Below are 15,903 nucleotides of genomic sequence, written 5' to 3'. Positions count from 1 at the left end.
TAAGGCCGTACTTATGACCAAAACCGCTAGTACTGAAAACTGGATTGACGCGATGCTGCGCGTGGCGGCGCGCTTTGGCAAACCGGCGGATGGCTCCACGCTGCGTCAGCAGATGCGCTGGTTCGAGCATCTGACGCCCGCGCAGCAGCTGGAACGGCTGGCGGGCCTGCTGGGCCTGCATCTGACCATGATGCCACGCGATAAAATTCGCTGGCGGCAGGAGGTGACGCCGGTGGTGCTGATTATGGAAAACGGCAGCGTGGTGGTGGTGGAAACCATCGATACGGAGGGCAAAGCGCGCTACTGGCTGAGCGACGGCGGCGACGTGGTGCGGGAAAGCGAGCTGGCGCTGCTGCTGGCGCAAAGCCAGGAGCAGGTCGGCATTGTCGGCGTGGCGGCGCGCGGACGCGACGCGCGCATCGACGAATTTGTGCAGCCGTACAAAAAGCACTGGTTCTGGGAAAACTTTCGCGGCATGGGCCGCCGCATCATGGAGATTTCGCTGGCTTCGGTGGTCGGCAACGTGCTGGCGCTGGCCGGCATCCTTTTCTCCATGCAGGTTTATGACCGCGTGATCCCGGCGCAGTCGGAGCCGACGCTATGGGTACTGTTCGCCGGCGTGCTGATTGCCGCCGCCATCGAATATGTGATTCGTTTGATGCGCACCCAGGTTTCGGATCTGATGGGAAAGCGCATCGATCTGAAAGTTTCCTCCATGCTGTTCGCGCGTGCGATGAATATTCGCAACGAAGCGCGGCCAAAATCCACCGGGTCTTTTATCTCGCAGCTGCGTGAAATCGATCAGGTTCGCGAGCTGCTGACCTCGACTACCGTGGGCGCGGCGGCGGATATGCCTTTTGTGATCCTGTTTTTATGCCTGATGGGCTTTATCGGCGGCCCGCTGGTGATTATTCCTCTGCTGGCGATCCCGCTGATCGTTATTCCGGGGCTGCTGGTACAGTTCCCGATGGCGAAGCTGGCGAAAGAGGGGCTACGCGAGGGCGCGCTGCGCAACGCGGTGCTGGTGGAAACCATCGAAGGCATCGAGGACATCAAATCCTTACAGGCGGAACCCTATTTCCAGCGGCAGTGGGAGCAGACGCATGAGGTCAGCGCCACTATCGGCATGCAGCAAAGGCTGTGGGGCGCGAGGCTGACCGGCTGGGCCTCGACGGTGCAGCAGCTGACCTATGCCAGCATGTTGGTGTTCGGCGTTTACCTGGTGCTGAACGGCGATATCACCACCGGGACGCTGGTCGCCAGCAGTCTGCTCTCATCGCGCACCATCGCGCCGCTGATGCAGCTGACCATGGTGTTTTCGCGCTGGCAACATGCCAAAACCGCGATGGCGGGTCTGGATGAGCTGCTGAAAAAACCGCTGGATCAGCCGGAAGAGGGCGAAATGGCGCACTGTCCGACGCTGACCGGCCATTACGATCTGCGCGGCGTGCAGTACAGCTACGATGAGGAAAACGTTAAAAACGTGGTGACCATCAACCAGCTGCAAATCAAGCCGGGCGAGCGCGTGGCGATCCTCGGCAAGGTCGGCGCGGGGAAATCCACGCTGCTGAAGCTGCTGGCCGGGCAGGCGCGGGCAACGCAGGGCAAAGTGATCGTCGACGGCGTGGACGTTCAGCGCATCGATCCGGTAGATCTGCGTCGTCAGCTGGGCTGGCTGTCGCAGGACTCGCGCCTGTTTTTCGGCACGCTGCGGCAAAACCTGATGCTGGGCAATCCGCACGCCAGCGAGCAGGAAATGCTCCAGGCCCTGAAGGTCAGCGGCGCGCTGAGCCTGGTGCAGCAGGATGCGTCCAGCCTTGACCGTATTATCAACGAGGGCGGGCGCGGCCTGTCCGGCGGGCAGCGGCAGATGGTGATGCTCAGCCGCATGATCCTGCGGCAGCCGCAGGTGGTGCTGATGGACGAGCCGACCGCCTCGATGGATGAAGCGCTGGAAGAGTATGTGATCCGGCAGATGCAGGGCTGGCTGTCGGGCCGCACGCTGGTGCTGGTCACGCACCGTCCGGCGCTGCTGAAGCTGGTGGACAGAATTATCGTTATGGATAACGGGCGCATCGTGGCGGACGGCCCGCGCGATGATATTTTACGCGCCGCCGCCGCGCAGACGGCGAAGCAAACCGGCGGACAGGGGGACGCAGCATGAGCCTGATACTGATCGACCGCAGCCTGAAACGTAACGAAAAGCGCACCTCGGCTATTATCTGGCTCTGTACCGCCGCGCTGGTGATCTTTTTTGTCTGGGCGCACTTCGCCATTCTGGACGAGGTCACGGTCGGCACCGGTAAAGTCACGCCGTCCAGCCGCGCGCAGATTATCGACAGCCTGGACGGCGGCATCGTCAATCAGCTGAACGTGCATGAAGGCGATATCGTCGAAAAGGGCCAGGTGCTGGGCCGTCTCGACCCCACGCGCTTTCAGTCCAATTTTGGCGAGGCGGCAGCTAAAGCCCGTACGCTGCGCGCCTCGGCGGAACGACTGCGTGCTGAACTGACCGGCGCGCCGCTGGCGTTCAGCGCTGAAACGCTCAAGGAGCCGGAGCTGGTGGCGCGCGAGACGCAGCTTTTCCAGTCGCGTCGGCGCAACCTCACGGAAACGGTCAGCAACCTTACCCAGTCGATGAAGCTGGTGCAGGACGAGCTGCGCATGACCGAGCCGCTGGTGGCGAAAGGCGCGGCGGGGCAGGTGGAGGTGATCCGGCTGCGTCGGCAGATTAGCGATCTGCGCGGTAAGATCGACGAGGCAAAAAATGATTACGCGGTACGCGCGCGCGAGGAACAGGTTAAAAACAATGCCGATCTGGATGCTCAGCTCCAGGTACTGACCGGTAAAGAGGATCAGCTGACGCGCGCCACGCTCTATTCGCCGGTGCGCGGCATCGTCAAAGATATCCAGGTCACCACCGTCGGCGGGGTGCTGCAACCGGGCGGTAAGCTGATGGAGATTGTTCCGCTGGAGGATCAGCTGCTGATTGAAACCCGCATCAACCCGCGCGATATCGCCTATATCCGTCCGGGATTGCCTGCGGTGGTCAAAATCACCGCCTACGACTCTTCTATCTACGGCAATCTGGATGGCGAAGTGGAGACGGTTTCGCCGGATACGCTGCAGGACGAGGTTAAACGCGACCAGTATTACTATCGCGTTTACGTACGTACGCAGAAGGCGGAGCTGGTCAATAAGGCCGGCAGAAAATTCCCTATCGTGCCCGGCATGGTGGCGAACGTTGAAATTAAAACCGGCCAGAAATCGGTCATGGATTACCTGGTTAAGCCGCTGAATAAGGTTAAAGAGTCGCTGCGCGAAAGATAATTACTTACGCCGCTGAATAGTGAATGAAATAAACTTTTATCATTCGCCGTTCAGCGGTTTTTTTTGGCCTTAATTATAACCGTAGAAACAGCGAGGCGTTCTGCAGATAGCGGCCATAAAAAAAGCCGAACACAAGGTTCGGCCGAAAAATAGGGTAAAACAAAACATTCGGGGTGAATGAAGGTAATAATGAAATAAAATGATGATAGCCCGGTTATTATAAACCAAAATGCTACGCCTTTTTATCATTCAGTGCTCACACAAGTAACATTACATAACCATATGAATCTTCAAAGATTAGCTATTACTTGACATTACGTGCGTTATTTTTTATCACTGCGTGCGGCCATAAAGTTCCCGGTTATTATCATTTTGTAATATTTGAATTACAAAATGAAACACATTCGGAAATTTAGTAGCATTTTCTTTATAGATTATTACTGTCCGCGCTCTACCATGAGGGTGCCGACTGAATTTTCGACGTTCAGCACGCAGTGGTAAATAAGGCATATAACAAGAGGGTAATACAAAATGAAACTTCGCGTTCTCTCCCTGGTCGTTCCGGCCATGCTGATCGCAGGTTCTGCCGGCGCGGCAGAAATCTACAATAAAGACGGGAACAAGCTCGACCTGTTTGGCAAAGTAGACGGCCTGCACTATTTCTCTGATAACGATGGCTCTGATGGCGACCAGTCTTATCTGCGCTTCGGCTTCAAGGGCGAAACCCAAATCAGCAACGAGCTGACCGGTTACGGCCAGTGGGAATACCAGGCGGCGCTGAACACCACGGAAAATGAAGGCACCGCAGACAGCTACACGCGTGTTGGCTTTGCCGGTCTGAAATTCGGCGATGCGGGCTCTCTGGACTATGGTCGTAATTACGGCGTGGCTTACGATATCGGCGCATGGACCGACGTGCTGCCGGAGTTCGGCGGCGACACCTACGGCGCGGACAACTTTATGTTCCAGCGCTCCAGCGGCCTGGCGACCTACCGCAACAACAATTTCTTCGGTGCGGTTGAAGGCCTGAACTTCGCTATCCAGTATCAGGGCAAAAACAACAGCGGCACCGAGCTGGACGGACGTGACGTGCTGGCGCGCAACGGCGACGGCTGGGGTTTGTCCACCACTTACGATCTGGGTTCCGGCTTCGGTATCGGCGCGGCGATGTTCAGCTCTGACCGCACCAACGAACAGAACAATAACACCAACGGCATTCTGGGTAACGGCGACAAGGCAACAGCCTATACCGGCGGTCTGAAATATGATGCTAACAACATCTACCTGGCGGCGATGTATACCCGTTCTTACAACGCAACCCGCTTTGGCGACAGCAGAAGCGACGACAGCATCTACGGTTACGCCAACACGGCGGATAACTGGGAAGTGGTGGCGCAGTATCAGTTTGACTTCGGCCTGCGTCCGTCTCTGGCGTTCGTCAGCTCTCGCGGCTCCGATATCGAAGGATACGGCACGCAGAACCTGAAAAAATATGTGGATGTAGGCGCGACTTACTACTTTAACAAAAACATGTCTACCTACGTTGACTACCAGATCAACCTGCTTGATGACAACAACTTTACCGACGCTGCCGGCATCAACACCGATGACGTAGTAGCGCTGGGCTTAGTATACCAGTTCTGATTTACGCGGGAGCGCGCCATGCGCTCCCGCTTCTTAACTCTTCGCCGTTTCCCTGCGCTTAGCGTACCTCCCTGACCACTTTCTCAGCGAAAACGTGGACGATTGAGCTGTCTGGTATGCGTCTGCTTGTAATGCTTGTAGCCTGAAAAGATAATCAGCGCGAGACAGACGAAAGGCAGCAGAAAGTAGATCATAAAGACCTCCATTATTGCGGCAAAGCGCCGCGGTAAAGTGGGTTCAATGGGTATACTGAGTAGCATCCGTCAGAAGATCAACCCCGCCTGGTCCGGCGCCATGCTGCATTTTCACGCTTTCAGGACCAAAACTATTGCAGGGAAATTTGCGTAATATGAAGAAGAAATGGCTGTACTATCCTGTTATGGCAGCATTTATCCTGCTTTCCGGCTGTGACCGTCATCGTGAAACCGTTGGTGCGTCAGCCATGGTGCTGGAAGGACGCACTATGGGAACATTCTGGAGGGTTAGCCTCGCCAACGTTGACCCCGGCCTGAAAGAAAATCTGCAAAAAGCGGTACAGCAGCAGCTGGATAATGACGATCGGGAGCTGTCGACCTGGAAAGCCGATTCGGTGCTTTCGCGCTTTAATCAGTATCGCGGCAGCGACCCGCAGCCGGTCAGCGACAACATGGCGGACATCGTCACTCTGGCGCTGCGCATCGGCCAGAAAACGCACGGCAAAATGGACATCACCGTCGGGCCGCTGGTCAATTTGTGGGGATTTGGGCCGGTTAAGCAGCCTGCCACCGTGCCGACGCAGGCGCAGATTGCGGCGGCGCGCGCGCTGACCGGCCTGCAACATCTGCGCGTTATCCAGCGCAGCGAAGGGGCTTATCTGCAAAAGGATCTGCCGAATCTTTATGTCGATCTGTCCACCATGGGAGAAGGGTTCGCCACCGATCATCTGGCGCGCCTGCTGGAAAAAGAAGGGATCAATAATTACTTGGTTTCCGTTGGCGGCGCGGTGCTGACGCGCGGCCAAAACGCCGAAGGCAAGGCGTGGAAAGTAGCGATCCAGAAGCCTACCGATAAAGAAAACGCGGTGCAGGCGGTAGTGGATCTGCAGGGGCACGGTATCAGTACCTCCGGCAGCTATCGCAACTATTATGAGCTGAACGGCAAACGCATTTCGCATGTGATCGATCCGACCACCGGCGAGCCGATCCAGCACAAGCTGGTTTCCGCAACGGTGATCGCGACCACCGCGCTGGAAGCAGACGGTTGGGATACCGGCCTGATGGTGCTTGGCGAAGAGCAGGCGAAGGCGCTGGCGCTGCGCGAACAGCTGGCGGTTTATCTGATCGTGAAGCAGGGCAACGGCTTTAGCAGCTGGATGTCGCCGCAGTTCAGCGCCTTCCTGCTGCCGGAAGCGCAATAGCGGCATTTACTCACGGGCAACGGCCCGCTAAGGAGCCATTATGCTGGACTTATTTAGTGAAGAAGCGCCCTGGCTGGAGCCGCTGGCGGAAGGCGCGGCTATCCTGCGTCGACGCGCGCGGGACGAGGCGGCAGCGCTGCTGGCGCTGGTTGACGATATCGCCGCGCAGAATCCTTTTCATCACCGCATTACGCCGGGCGGACACCGCATGTCGGTGGCGATGACCAACTGCGGCGATTTCGGCTGGTCGACGGACGCGCGCGGCTATCAGTACAGCGAATACGACAGCGTTAGCGGCCAGCGCTGGCCGGCGATGCCGGATCGCTTCCGTCAGCTGGCGGTGGCCTGCGCGGAAGAGGCCGGTTTTCCCCATTTTCAGCCCGATGCCTGCCTGATTAACCGCTATGCGCCGGAGGCGAAGCTCAGCCTGCATCAGGACAAGGACGAACAGGATATGCGCCAGCCTATCGTCTCTGTTTCGCTGGGCCTGCCCGCCGTGTTTCAGTTTGGCGGCTTCGAGCGAGGCGACGCGGTGCAGCGCGTGCTGCTGGAGCATGGCGACGTGGTGGTATGGGGCGGGCCGTCGCGCCTGCGCTATCACGGCATCCTGCCGTTAAAAGCGGGCAGCCATCCGGCCACCGGCGCATTTCGCTATAATCTGACCTTCCGGCGCGCTTTTCGGTAAACGAGAATTATTATTGCTATCGTCCCGCTTCTCATTAAACTGCAGGCTGCTCAGAATAATGGGATAGTGTCATGGAGTTGCTTCGCGTCGTTTACCGCCAGTATCGCTGGCCTTTTGTGCTGGTTATTGGCCTCAGTTTGCTGAGCGCCGCGCTCGGTATCGGGCTGATCGCTTTTATCAACCGCGAGCTGATTGTTTCGCTGAACGCCGGTACCTGGCTGCTGCCGTCTTTCCTTGGGCTGCTGCTGCTACTGATGGCGGTGACCCTGGCCTCGCAGCTGGCGCTGACGCTGCTTGGCCACCATTTTGTTTATCGGCTGCGCGGTGAGTTTATTCGACGCATTCTGGATACGCAGATCGAACGTATCGAACAGATCGGCAGCGCCCAGCTGCTGGCCGCGCTGACCAGCGACGTCCGCAGCATTACCCTTGCCTTTGTGCGCCTGCCCGAGCTGATCCAGGGCGTGATCCTGACTTTAGGTTCGGCCGCTTACCTGGCGTGGCTGTCGCCGAAAATGCTGCTGATCACCACTCTCTGGCTGACCATCACCATCGTCGGCGGCTGGCTGCTGGTCTCCAGAGTCTATCGCCATCTGGCGAAGCTGCGCGAGCTTGAAGACGCGCTTTACGCCGACTATCAAACCATTATCGAAGGGCGCAAAGAGCTGGCGCTTAACCGCCAGCGCGCGCAGCAAATTTACGAGACGGTTTATCAGGAAGACGCTCGAGCATATCGTCACCATATTGTGCGCGCCGATACTTTCCATCTCAGCGCGGTGAACTGGTCGAATATCATGATGCTGGGCGCCATCGGGCTGGTCTTCTTTATGGCTAACGGTCTGGGCTGGGCGAATACGGCGGTAGCGGCGACCTATTCGCTGACGCTGCTGTTCCTGCGCACGCCGCTGCTTTCCGCCGTCGGCGCGCTGCCTACGCTGCTGAGCGCCCAGGTTGCCTTTAACAAGCTCCACACCTTCAGGCTGGCGGCTTACCAGGAAAGCTTTGCGCAGCCCGCCGCCGCGCGTGCGTGGCAAACGCTGGAGCTGCGTGACGTGGTGTTTCATTATGGCGACGGCGGCTTTGCCGTCGGCCCGATCGACATGACGCTGAAACGCGGCGAGCTGGTCTTTCTGATCGGCGGCAACGGCAGCGGTAAATCCACGCTGGCGATGCTGCTGACCGGCCTTTATCAGCCGGTATCCGGGCAGATCCTGCTGGATGGCGTGCCGGTGGCGGCAACGGAGATGGCGGACTATCGACGCCTTTTCTCCGCCGTCTTTACCGATGTTCATCTGTTTGACCGCCTGATCGACGCCAGCGGCGAGCCGGCCGATCCGGCTCAGGTACAGCTGTGGCTGGAGCGCCTGCATATGCAGGATAAACTCAAGCTGGAAGGCAACCGGGTGCTGAACCTTAAACTGTCGAAAGGGCAGAGCAAGCGTCTGGCGATGCTGCTTGCTACGGCGGAGCAGCGCGACATTCTGCTGCTGGACGAATGGGCCGCCGATCAGGATCCGCATTTCCGCCGCATCTTCTACCGCGAGCTGCTGCCGTGGCTGAAAGAGATGGGCAAAACCGTTGTTGCCATCAGCCATGACGACCACTATTTTCTGCACGCCGACAGGCTGCTGGAAATGCGTGAAGGCAAACTAAGCGAGCTGATCGGCGAAGCGCGCGATCAGGCTACGCTGGATGCGGTAAAACGCACCGGCACCGACTAGCCTGCCGACGCCGGCTTGCCGTCACTCAGGCTGGCTAAAAAATGGATAAGCCAGCCTGAGGCTATGGCTTAATAAGGACCAGTGGGCGTATCGGCCGCCTGCGTGACGATGACCCAGCTGGTCAGCTGCTCTTCAGCCAGCGCCACGCGGCCGGTAAACAGCGTGCCGACGGGAAAGCCTGGCGATAAGGCCCGGTTCAACCGCAGCGTGACGTTGGTCAGTCCGGCCCGGCAAGCGATGATTTCCGCCTCGTTGAAATGCATAAACTGGCGGAAAAGCGGGAACAGCGCCTTATACAGACTCTCCTTGAGGGAAAAAGCGGCGGTGAGCGCGGTCGTGAAGGGCACGCCGCTGCTCTGTAAAATGCCGTGTTCGCGCTCGTTAATAATCATCTCATGCATCTCTTCCGCCGCTTCGGGCCGCATAACCTCTTCGCAATCCACGCCGGGCTGCTTTCCCGTCCCCTTATCGGTCAGCAGGAGGCTGATGCAGGCGCGGGTATGTGAAAGTGAACCCGCTATTCCTTCTGGCCAGACCGGCGCGCGGTCGGCATCGTTAGTCAACAGGAAGTCGTCAAAGCCAAACTGACGCAGCGCTGCACGCACGCACAAGCGGCTGGCAAGGTATTCCGCCCGGCGTTTCGCCACGGCTTTATTCAGGTGAGCAGGGAAGGGCAGGCGATAGTCGGTGAACAGTTGGTCGCTGTAATAAGCCAGATCGTAGCGGGCCTGTACCAGCAGAACATCAGGATGTTCTGCCAGTCGGGAACTGACGGGCGCGGCTAAAAACCGATCTTTGGGTAAGGTGGCGCCCGACAAAATCGCCGGTTCGCTCTGTGCCGGTCTGTTGAGCCAATCAGAACGCATTTCTTCTGCCTGTTAATCAAAAAGAGGATTTAAGCAGGTTAGCGTACCGAGAGTAAAGCGCGGCGCAGGTTACTTGTTGGGAGGAATGTGCAGCCCTTTCAGTGAAACGACAAAGTGCTTATTGCCGCGGGAAATCTTCGCGCCGCGATCGCACCAGTGGCTGGCGAATCGAAAAAAATCATCGCTGTCAATGTCATAGGCCAGTTCAACCTTGCTGATACCGGACTGCAGCATCTCTTCAGCGTCCCTGTAATTTCTTGCCTTAATGATTGCCATTGGGTTACCTGTTACTGCCTCAAAAAGTGTAGGGTCAGCCTATGTCAAGAAGATGACAGTTTTGTTGCAGCGTCTGGCTTTAAGATTAAGGCTAATGCCAACCGGGCCGGCAAGAAGTGTGCTTTATGACGGAAGCACTTTCGTAGAGGCTTTCTGGTCAACGCATTGAAGATAAATTAGCGACTTTTTAATGATTTATAATTGGCCTCAGGATCGCAGCGCGCTGAAAATGCTGGCCTGACACCTGACACCTGACACCTGACACCTGACACCTGACACCTGACACCTGACACCTGACACCTGACACCTGACACCTGACGCCTGACGCCTGACGCCTGACGCCTGACGCCTGACGCCTGAGCCCCGAAGGCTGTAAGGAATTATACGCGGCTGTATCAGGCTGTTGGCCAGTCAGCGCTAAACCACCATACCGCCTTGATCTGGCTGATATCTCAGTAACCACTGGCTGATAATTTCTGATAATAATTAATTAGCGCGATATTCAAGTGTGGAAAATGGTTACTTTCACTATCTGAATAAGCTGGGCGGCGGGCAAAAAGGCTGAATTGTAAACGTTTACAGACAGGCAAAGCTTTTTCAGAACTTTCCGGTAAGAGACGTCACCTTATGCTCGTTTTCGTTATAATTTGTAAGTTATTTAAAATTAAGGTGATTTTTTTACAACCCTGCTTCTCTGGCGGCCAGCTTTTATGCCGCATCCTTTTCTAAGATTCCTCCCATGTGTGAAGTGTTGTTTATGAGTGCTATGTTGCCGCTTTTGTTGTTTTAGGCTATCAGAGGTCACCATGGAAACGCGAATAAAACACCTGGATGGAATGCGGGGACTGGCAATACTGCTGGTGATCGGCTTTCATGCCTGGGCCAGATGGCCTGAATACCTGGGGTACGTTTCGTTTACTAAGGATTTTCCTTTATTCGCCTGGGGCTATCTGGGCGTGCCGCTGTTCTTTATGATTTCCGGGTTCGTTATTTTTATGACCCTGGATAAATCAAAAAGCTTTATAAATTTTATGTTTAAGCGCTGGCTGCGGCTCTTCCCGGCCATGCTGATAGTAACGCTGCTGATCTTCGCTACGGCCAGCTTATTTAGCGAAAGACCGCTCGGCGTCCCGCATCCGGCCAATGCCATTCCGGGCCTGACTTTTATCAGTCCGGAGATACTCCAGTATTTGACCGGTGTGACCTTTAAACCGCTGGAAGGATCGTTCTGGTCGCTTTACGTTGAAGCCGCGTTTTATATCTTTATCGGTGCCGTCTACTTTACGCTGGGCAGAAAATACTGCCTGCCTTCGCTGCTGGTGCCGATGTTTCTGGTGGCGGGCGCCTCCGCCTTCAAAATGATTGGTCATCCGGCCATTGCGGATTTTATCTCCAAGTTCGGCTTTATCCACTACTCATGGTTTATGATCGGTTGCCTGGTGTATGAGCGGCTGCATCAGCGCGACGCCAAATTCCATTACGCACTGGTGCTGGTGGCGGTGTTGATTAACTTCAGTTATTACATCAAAAACAATGGCTATATCGTTATTTTACCGCTGCTGCTGATGCTGGCGCTGTTTATCGTCAGCTTTTACAGCCGGCTCGTGGAACGACTGCTGTCAGGAAAGTTCCTGACGCTCACCGGCTTTATCAGCTACACCATCTATCTGCTGCATGAAAACATGCTGATCGCTACGTTAAGGAAGCTGGAGCGCCATATCAGCAGCGATTACGTGATGGTCTTTATGCCGATAGCGGTAGTCGCCGCGCTTTACCTGGTTGCCTGGCTGATCACTAAATACATTGAACCGGCCGTCAGAGATACGCTGAGGAACCTTATTCTGTTCCGAGGGAAAAAGAAGGCACTGCCCAACGGCTAAGCGCGAACGGGCAGGGCGGTTGCTGGCAGAGAGGGCACAGCGGCCGTAAAGCCGTAAAAAAGGGCGCAGATGACTGCGCCCTGAGTTTATTTCACTTCGGTAATCACGCTGCCTTCATGGGTGGACGGCTGCTCTTTTGTCTTGCGGAAGATCGCCACCGCCAGCACCAGCGCCGCGACGGCAGGTATAGCGCCGATATAGCCCACCGAGGACATGGAAAGATCCAGGCTAACCTTATTGCCCAGCAGCGCGCCCGCGCCGATGCCAATATTGAAAATACCGGAGAACATCGCCATAGCAACATCGGTGGCGTCCGGTGCCAGCGTCAGCACTTTCATCTGCATCCCCATGCCGATCATCATAAAGGCCATGCCCCAGAACAGCCCCAGCACAATCAGACCGGCCTTGCTGGCCGCTACCGACGCCAGCAGCAGCAGGCAGATCGACAGCAGTGCGATAGAGCCGGTCAGCAGCGGCGACAGGCGTTTTTCGCCGCTCTTGCCAAAAATAATGCTGCCGGTAATGCCCGCAATGCCGAAAATCAGCAGCAGAAGCGTGGCGAAGCTTTGGTCAAATCCGGCTACTTTCTCGACAAAAGGTTCAATGTAGGTAAACGCGGTAAAGTGCGCGGTCACCACGGCGACGGCCAGCACGTAAAGGCCTACCAGCGCAGGGCGGCGCAGCAGATCCGGCAGGCTTTTCAGCGAGCCGGTATGCTCCGACGGCACGCGCGGCATAATTTTTAAAATCAGACCCAGCAGCACTAAAGCTCCGACGCCAATGGCCAGGAAGGTGCTGCGCCAGCCGAATGCCTGACCGATAATTCTGCCCAACGGCAGGCCCAGCACGGAAGCCAGCGCGGTAGCGGTCGCAATCAGGCTCAGCGCCTGCGCTCTTTTACCCGGCGGGGCCAGCCTGACCGCCAGCGATGCGGTAATAGACCAGAACAGCGCATGGGCCAGCGCTACGCCCGCGCGGCTCAGCAGCAGCACGTCGAAGCTCCAGGCGAAAAAGGCCAGCACATGGCTAAAGGTAAACAGGCCAAAGATCGCAATCAGCAGCACGCGCCGATCGGTATTGCTGGTCATCAGCATCAGCGGCAGCGACATTAGCGCCACAATCCACGCATAGATGGTCAGCATAATGCCCGCCTGCGCCGATTCCATGCCGAAGCTATGGCCGATATCGGACAGCAGGCCGACAGGCATATATTCCGTGGTATTAAAGATAAACGCAGCAACAGCCAAAGCCAGAACGCGTGACCAGGCAACTTTGCGTGAAACGGTAACGGTGTTCATATCAGTCATAGGCTTCTGCTCCGCAAAACTCAAAACGCGTCATTCTAGAGCCGGCCGCATAAAATTCAATCCGAAAGTGATCGTCATCACACTTTTTACATAGTTTGAAGGTTTAGAAAAGGCTATATCCTGCTACGACGTCGCTGGCCAACAGACCTGGGGAGTTATTTGCGGGCAGGCAGCAGCATGCGGTCAGGCGTAGATGTTCAGCAAAGGAGGAAACAGATAAGCATAAAGAGAGGCGCTAACAGGGGGGCCGAGGACAGTCTTGGTTACGCTGCGTTTACCACCTCGTTGATATCAGCCGCACGCTTTTGGCTTTTCCCTTCTGGTCATTTTCAGCCCCTGAATGCATTTGCGATAAAACAGCCCTGTGAGGGGCTTTGATCTATCTATAAAAGCCTGACGTCTGCCCATCAGTTCAGGCCCTCACACCGTTGCGGGCCATCACCAGCGGTTTAAAAGCCAGTCAGGCGGCGTGTTGACCTGCTGCCATGATCCGATCGAACACGTCTACGGCAGCGCTGGCACCGCCTGCCTGAGAGATTTCTTGCTGTAAGACGGCCAGGTTTCTCTGACAGGCCGGATCGGCGCTTATCTCCTGCGATGCCATAAGCAGACTGGCTGCAGAAAGGATTTCCCGAGGCAAATATTTTCCTATGCCCAGCGCCTGAATCCGCCGGGCATTGAGGCGTTGTTCGGCCTGCTGCGGTACGGCTATCATCGGCACCCCGAAATAAACGGCCTCCATCAGGCTGTTCATTCCGGCATGGGTGATAAACAGGCTTGCCGCCTGTAGCACATCAAGCTGGGGTATCTGACGGTGAATTTCAATATTGGCGGGCAGCTCTCCCAGCTGGGCAGAATCGACATAGCGGCCAATAGCCATTACGACATGCCACTCGCTATTGGTGAAAGCCTGAATGCAGGTGCGGAAAAAGGCGGTCTGATGCGTATAAACCGAACCCAGCGAGATGACGACAACCGGCCGTCCTGCTGTTTTTAGTCGCCAGCCAGGCTGCGCGGCCAGTGGCCTGATTTCGGGCCCGACAAAGGTTACGCCAGGGGGAATAGTGTCTGGTTTTTCCTGAAAAGAGCGCGGAATAAAGGCAATGGCAGTATCGCGGGCAGCCAGGATGGCACGAAGATCCACGTTCAAATTATTGTCGTGCAGCATTTTTTCCAGAATCGGTATGCAGGGCCACTCTTCGCCCGACAGGCCCAGCCACTCCTCGGACTGCCCCTGATAGCTGACGTGGGTAGGATTAAGGCTGATGGCCGGAACTTGCCAAAGATGGGCGAATATCTTGCCCAGCCAGCTAAGCGGGCCGTAGGCGATAATGTCGGGCCGGTCGTTCTCAAAGGCCGCCAGCAAAGGGCGACAGGTCGCCTGTGCTTCCCGTGCCAGCTCGCGGACAACGTAGCCCATCTCCTCTGGTCGTGGCTGCTCTTTAGTAAAAGTGGGTTCAAACAGAACCGGCGTGGCGCCGCAGGAAGCGACAAGAGAGGAAAACTCTGGCGAGGTGGTATAGCTGACCCTGTAGCCCCGCGCGACCAGTGCCTTGACCAGCCCCAGGGTCGGGTTGACGTGTCCTTGTTCAGCGCAGTTAAAAATGGCCACGTGCCGTTGGGTATTCTTGCCGCTTATATTCACCGTCATAGTCAGTTTTCCTGAAAGAATGAGAGTTAAAACCGCTTTAGTTTTCCCTGTGCCCGGCCACTGTTGTAACCGCCCGTATAGCTGGCCATTGCTATCAGTCACGTTGGCTCAGGGATTCTCAAAGATATCATTCAGTTAATGAAATTAATATGTCAGGATTTTCTCATAACAAAGAGCGCCGCCGGGCTAACAGCCTTGCACCGGGTATGAGCCGGCATGACAATATTTGGGATAATGTGGTGGCCGAGTCGTTCTTCGATTTACTGAAAAAAGAGCGTATAAGAAAAGGATCTATAAAACTCGCGATCTGGCCCGCGCCGATATCTTCGATTACATTGAAGTGCTCTGAAATCAGGCCCAGTATCATAGCCAGCCCGGGGCATCAGTCCGTAGGCCTGCGGACAGGTTTCAGCGTGAGGACAGGATCTGTCTATTGTTGAGAGGGCAGCGCGGATCTTAGCTTCTGTTGGATAGCTTTTGCCGTATGTGGTATTGCTGGCTTTGCTGCTTCTTATCTTGTCAGAGAGTGGATGGATAAAAAATGAAGAAACTTTTACTTATAGTCGCTATTTCCATGAATATAGTTAACTTTGCCTGTGCGTCTCCTACACCCAATCACACCGTTCCTGCTGGTAAGGTTGCGCAGTGGAAAGGATATGATGTCATTGTTAAGAGGGACAGCTTAGGGATTGTCACTGTTGACGGAAAACCAGCGGCTGTGGATGAAATCACAGAGAAGGCTACAGCCTATCGGCAAGGGCTGTTTAGTGTGATCATCTATAAGAGCGGTAAAGTCGCTTTGATGAAGCAAGGGCAGTTTGTAGGCTATTTGAAGAAAAGCTGACCAGGAAGGGCTGATGAGCCTCTTTTTTATGGGGCATTTGGGGAAATGTACATCATACGAGGACAGGCTTATCAAGCGCTCTGTACTATCCTGATCCCAAAATGAGTCCCTGACTGACAGACTCAGTAGTGATGCCTTTGCCAGGCCATATGAATCGCCACGGATAATCCAGACACTTCCGAGCCGTTGATAATACTGGTTTTCATATTCTGTCGGTGACATCTGTTCGCTAGAACCATGCCGACGCTTACTGTTATAAAACATTTCGATGTAATCAAAAATATCGCTGCGGGCTTCTTCCCG

At 55.8% G+C, this 15,903-nt stretch carries 12 protein-coding genes and 2 pseudogenes; 9 read left to right on the top strand and 5 right to left on the bottom strand.

Features of this window, described 5'->3' with window-relative positions:
* The first annotated feature begins 13 nt into the window (after positions 1 to 13).
* The 6 genes from AB3U87_RS13885 (at position 14) to AB3U87_RS13860 (ending at position 8,776) form a co-directional block, all read left to right on the top strand.
* Positions 14 to 2,164, top strand: coding sequence for a type I secretion system permease/ATPase (locus tag AB3U87_RS13885; RefSeq protein WP_301730493.1), 2,151 nt, complete (start codon positions 14 to 16; stop codon positions 2,162 to 2,164).
* Positions 2,161 to 3,330, top strand: a complete 1,170-nt coding sequence (locus AB3U87_RS13880; protein WP_253459854.1) for a beta-barrel domain-containing protein — start codon at positions 2,161 to 2,163, stop codon at positions 3,328 to 3,330. Before AB3U87_RS13885 ends, AB3U87_RS13880 begins: the two co-directional genes overlap by 4 nt.
* Before the next feature lie 531 nt (positions 3,331 to 3,861).
* Complete coding sequence (ompC, locus tag AB3U87_RS13875; RefSeq protein ID WP_301251905.1) at positions 3,862 to 4,974, top strand: porin OmpC; 1,113 nt, start codon at positions 3,862 to 3,864, stop codon at positions 4,972 to 4,974.
* A gap of 349 nt (positions 4,975 to 5,323) precedes the next feature.
* Positions 5,324 to 6,370: an FAD:protein FMN transferase ApbE gene (gene apbE / locus AB3U87_RS13870; protein WP_253459859.1), complete on the top strand. Its 1,047-nt coding sequence runs from the start codon at positions 5,324 to 5,326 to the stop codon at positions 6,368 to 6,370.
* 40 nt (positions 6,371 to 6,410) lie between these two features.
* Positions 6,411 to 7,055, top strand: a complete 645-nt coding sequence (gene alkB / locus AB3U87_RS13865; RefSeq protein WP_301251903.1) for a DNA oxidative demethylase AlkB — start codon at positions 6,411 to 6,413, stop codon at positions 7,053 to 7,055.
* A gap of 71 nt (positions 7,056 to 7,126) precedes the next feature.
* Positions 7,127 to 8,776 (top strand): multidrug ABC transporter permease/ATP-binding protein, encoded by a 1,650-nt coding sequence (locus tag AB3U87_RS13860; protein ID WP_253459866.1) that lies wholly within the window; start codon positions 7,127 to 7,129, stop codon positions 8,774 to 8,776.
* A 68-nt stretch (positions 8,777 to 8,844) separates the two neighbouring features.
* Here the strand turns inward: AB3U87_RS13860 and AB3U87_RS13855 are convergent, their stop codons facing one another.
* Positions 8,845 to 9,642 (bottom strand): 4'-phosphopantetheinyl transferase family protein, encoded by a 798-nt coding sequence (locus tag AB3U87_RS13855; protein WP_394149408.1) that lies wholly within the window; start codon positions 9,640 to 9,642, stop codon positions 8,845 to 8,847.
* A 69-nt stretch (positions 9,643 to 9,711) separates the two neighbouring features.
* Positions 9,712 to 9,918 (bottom strand): hypothetical protein, encoded by a 207-nt coding sequence (locus tag AB3U87_RS13850; RefSeq protein ID WP_125288215.1) that lies wholly within the window; start codon positions 9,916 to 9,918, stop codon positions 9,712 to 9,714.
* Between the two features lie 806 nt (positions 9,919 to 10,724).
* Here AB3U87_RS13850 and AB3U87_RS13845 point away from each other — a divergent pair.
* A complete protein-coding gene (locus AB3U87_RS13845; RefSeq protein ID WP_301251153.1) occupies positions 10,725 to 11,798 on the top strand; it encodes an acyltransferase family protein in 1,074 nt (357 codons plus the stop codon).
* Positions 11,799 to 11,884: 86 nt separating this feature from the next.
* Here AB3U87_RS13845 and AB3U87_RS13840 read toward each other — a convergent pair whose 3' ends face one another.
* Positions 11,885 to 13,096, bottom strand: a complete 1,212-nt coding sequence (locus tag AB3U87_RS13840; RefSeq protein ID WP_253461269.1) for a sugar transporter — start codon at positions 13,094 to 13,096, stop codon at positions 11,885 to 11,887.
* Between the two features lie 469 nt (positions 13,097 to 13,565).
* Positions 13,566 to 14,756, bottom strand: a complete 1,191-nt coding sequence (locus tag AB3U87_RS13835; protein ID WP_394149406.1) for a macrolide family glycosyltransferase — start codon at positions 14,754 to 14,756, stop codon at positions 13,566 to 13,568.
* Positions 14,757 to 14,944: 188 nt separating this feature from the next.
* Between AB3U87_RS13835 and AB3U87_RS13830 the strand changes: the two are divergent.
* Both AB3U87_RS13830 and AB3U87_RS13825 read left to right on the top strand, forming a co-directional pair.
* A pseudogene (locus AB3U87_RS13830) lies at positions 14,945 to 15,099 on the top strand (IS3 family transposase); the annotation flags it as partial.
* A gap of 198 nt (positions 15,100 to 15,297) precedes the next feature.
* Positions 15,298 to 15,600, top strand: a complete 303-nt coding sequence (locus tag AB3U87_RS13825) for a hypothetical protein (RefSeq protein WP_394149479.1) — start codon at positions 15,298 to 15,300, stop codon at positions 15,598 to 15,600.
* Between the two features lie 171 nt (positions 15,601 to 15,771).
* On the opposite strand, the pseudogene AB3U87_RS13820 reads toward AB3U87_RS13825, so the two are convergent.
* Positions 15,772 to 15,903, bottom strand: a pseudogene (locus tag AB3U87_RS13820) (IS3 family transposase); the annotation flags it as partial.

This window comes from Erwinia plantamica (assembly GCF_043420595.1).
GTDB classification, from domain to species: domain Bacteria; phylum Pseudomonadota; class Gammaproteobacteria; order Enterobacterales; family Enterobacteriaceae; genus Erwinia; species Erwinia aeris.
The sequence above is the reverse complement of the archived record's forward strand: the minus strand, read 5'-3'. Positions and strand labels throughout refer to the sequence as shown.

Coding starts and splice junctions, on each gene's coding strand:
- apbE (WP_253459859.1), top strand. CDS start 5,324: ATGAAGAAGAAATGGCTGTACTATCCTGTTATGGCAGCATTTATCCTG.
- AB3U87_RS13845 (WP_301251153.1), top strand. CDS start 10,725: ATGGAAACGCGAATAAAACACCTGGATGGAATGCGGGGACTGGCAATA.
- AB3U87_RS13835 (WP_394149406.1), bottom strand. CDS start 14,756: ATGACGGTGAATATAAGCGGCAAGAATACCCAACGGCACGTGGCCATT.
- AB3U87_RS13860 (WP_253459866.1), top strand. CDS start 7,127: ATGGAGTTGCTTCGCGTCGTTTACCGCCAGTATCGCTGGCCTTTTGTG.
- AB3U87_RS13840 (WP_253461269.1), bottom strand. CDS start 13,096: ATGAACACCGTTACCGTTTCACGCAAAGTTGCCTGGTCACGCGTTCTG.
- AB3U87_RS13855 (WP_394149408.1), bottom strand. CDS start 9,642: ATGCGTTCTGATTGGCTCAACAGACCGGCACAGAGCGAACCGGCGATT.
- ompC (WP_301251905.1), top strand. CDS start 3,862: ATGAAACTTCGCGTTCTCTCCCTGGTCGTTCCGGCCATGCTGATCGCA.
- AB3U87_RS13880 (WP_253459854.1), top strand. CDS start 2,161: ATGAGCCTGATACTGATCGACCGCAGCCTGAAACGTAACGAAAAGCGC.
- AB3U87_RS13850 (WP_125288215.1), bottom strand. CDS start 9,918: ATGGCAATCATTAAGGCAAGAAATTACAGGGACGCTGAAGAGATGCTG.
- AB3U87_RS13825 (WP_394149479.1), top strand. CDS start 15,298: ATGAAGAAACTTTTACTTATAGTCGCTATTTCCATGAATATAGTTAAC.
- alkB (WP_301251903.1), top strand. CDS start 6,411: ATGCTGGACTTATTTAGTGAAGAAGCGCCCTGGCTGGAGCCGCTGGCG.
- AB3U87_RS13885 (WP_301730493.1), top strand. CDS start 14: ATGACCAAAACCGCTAGTACTGAAAACTGGATTGACGCGATGCTGCGC.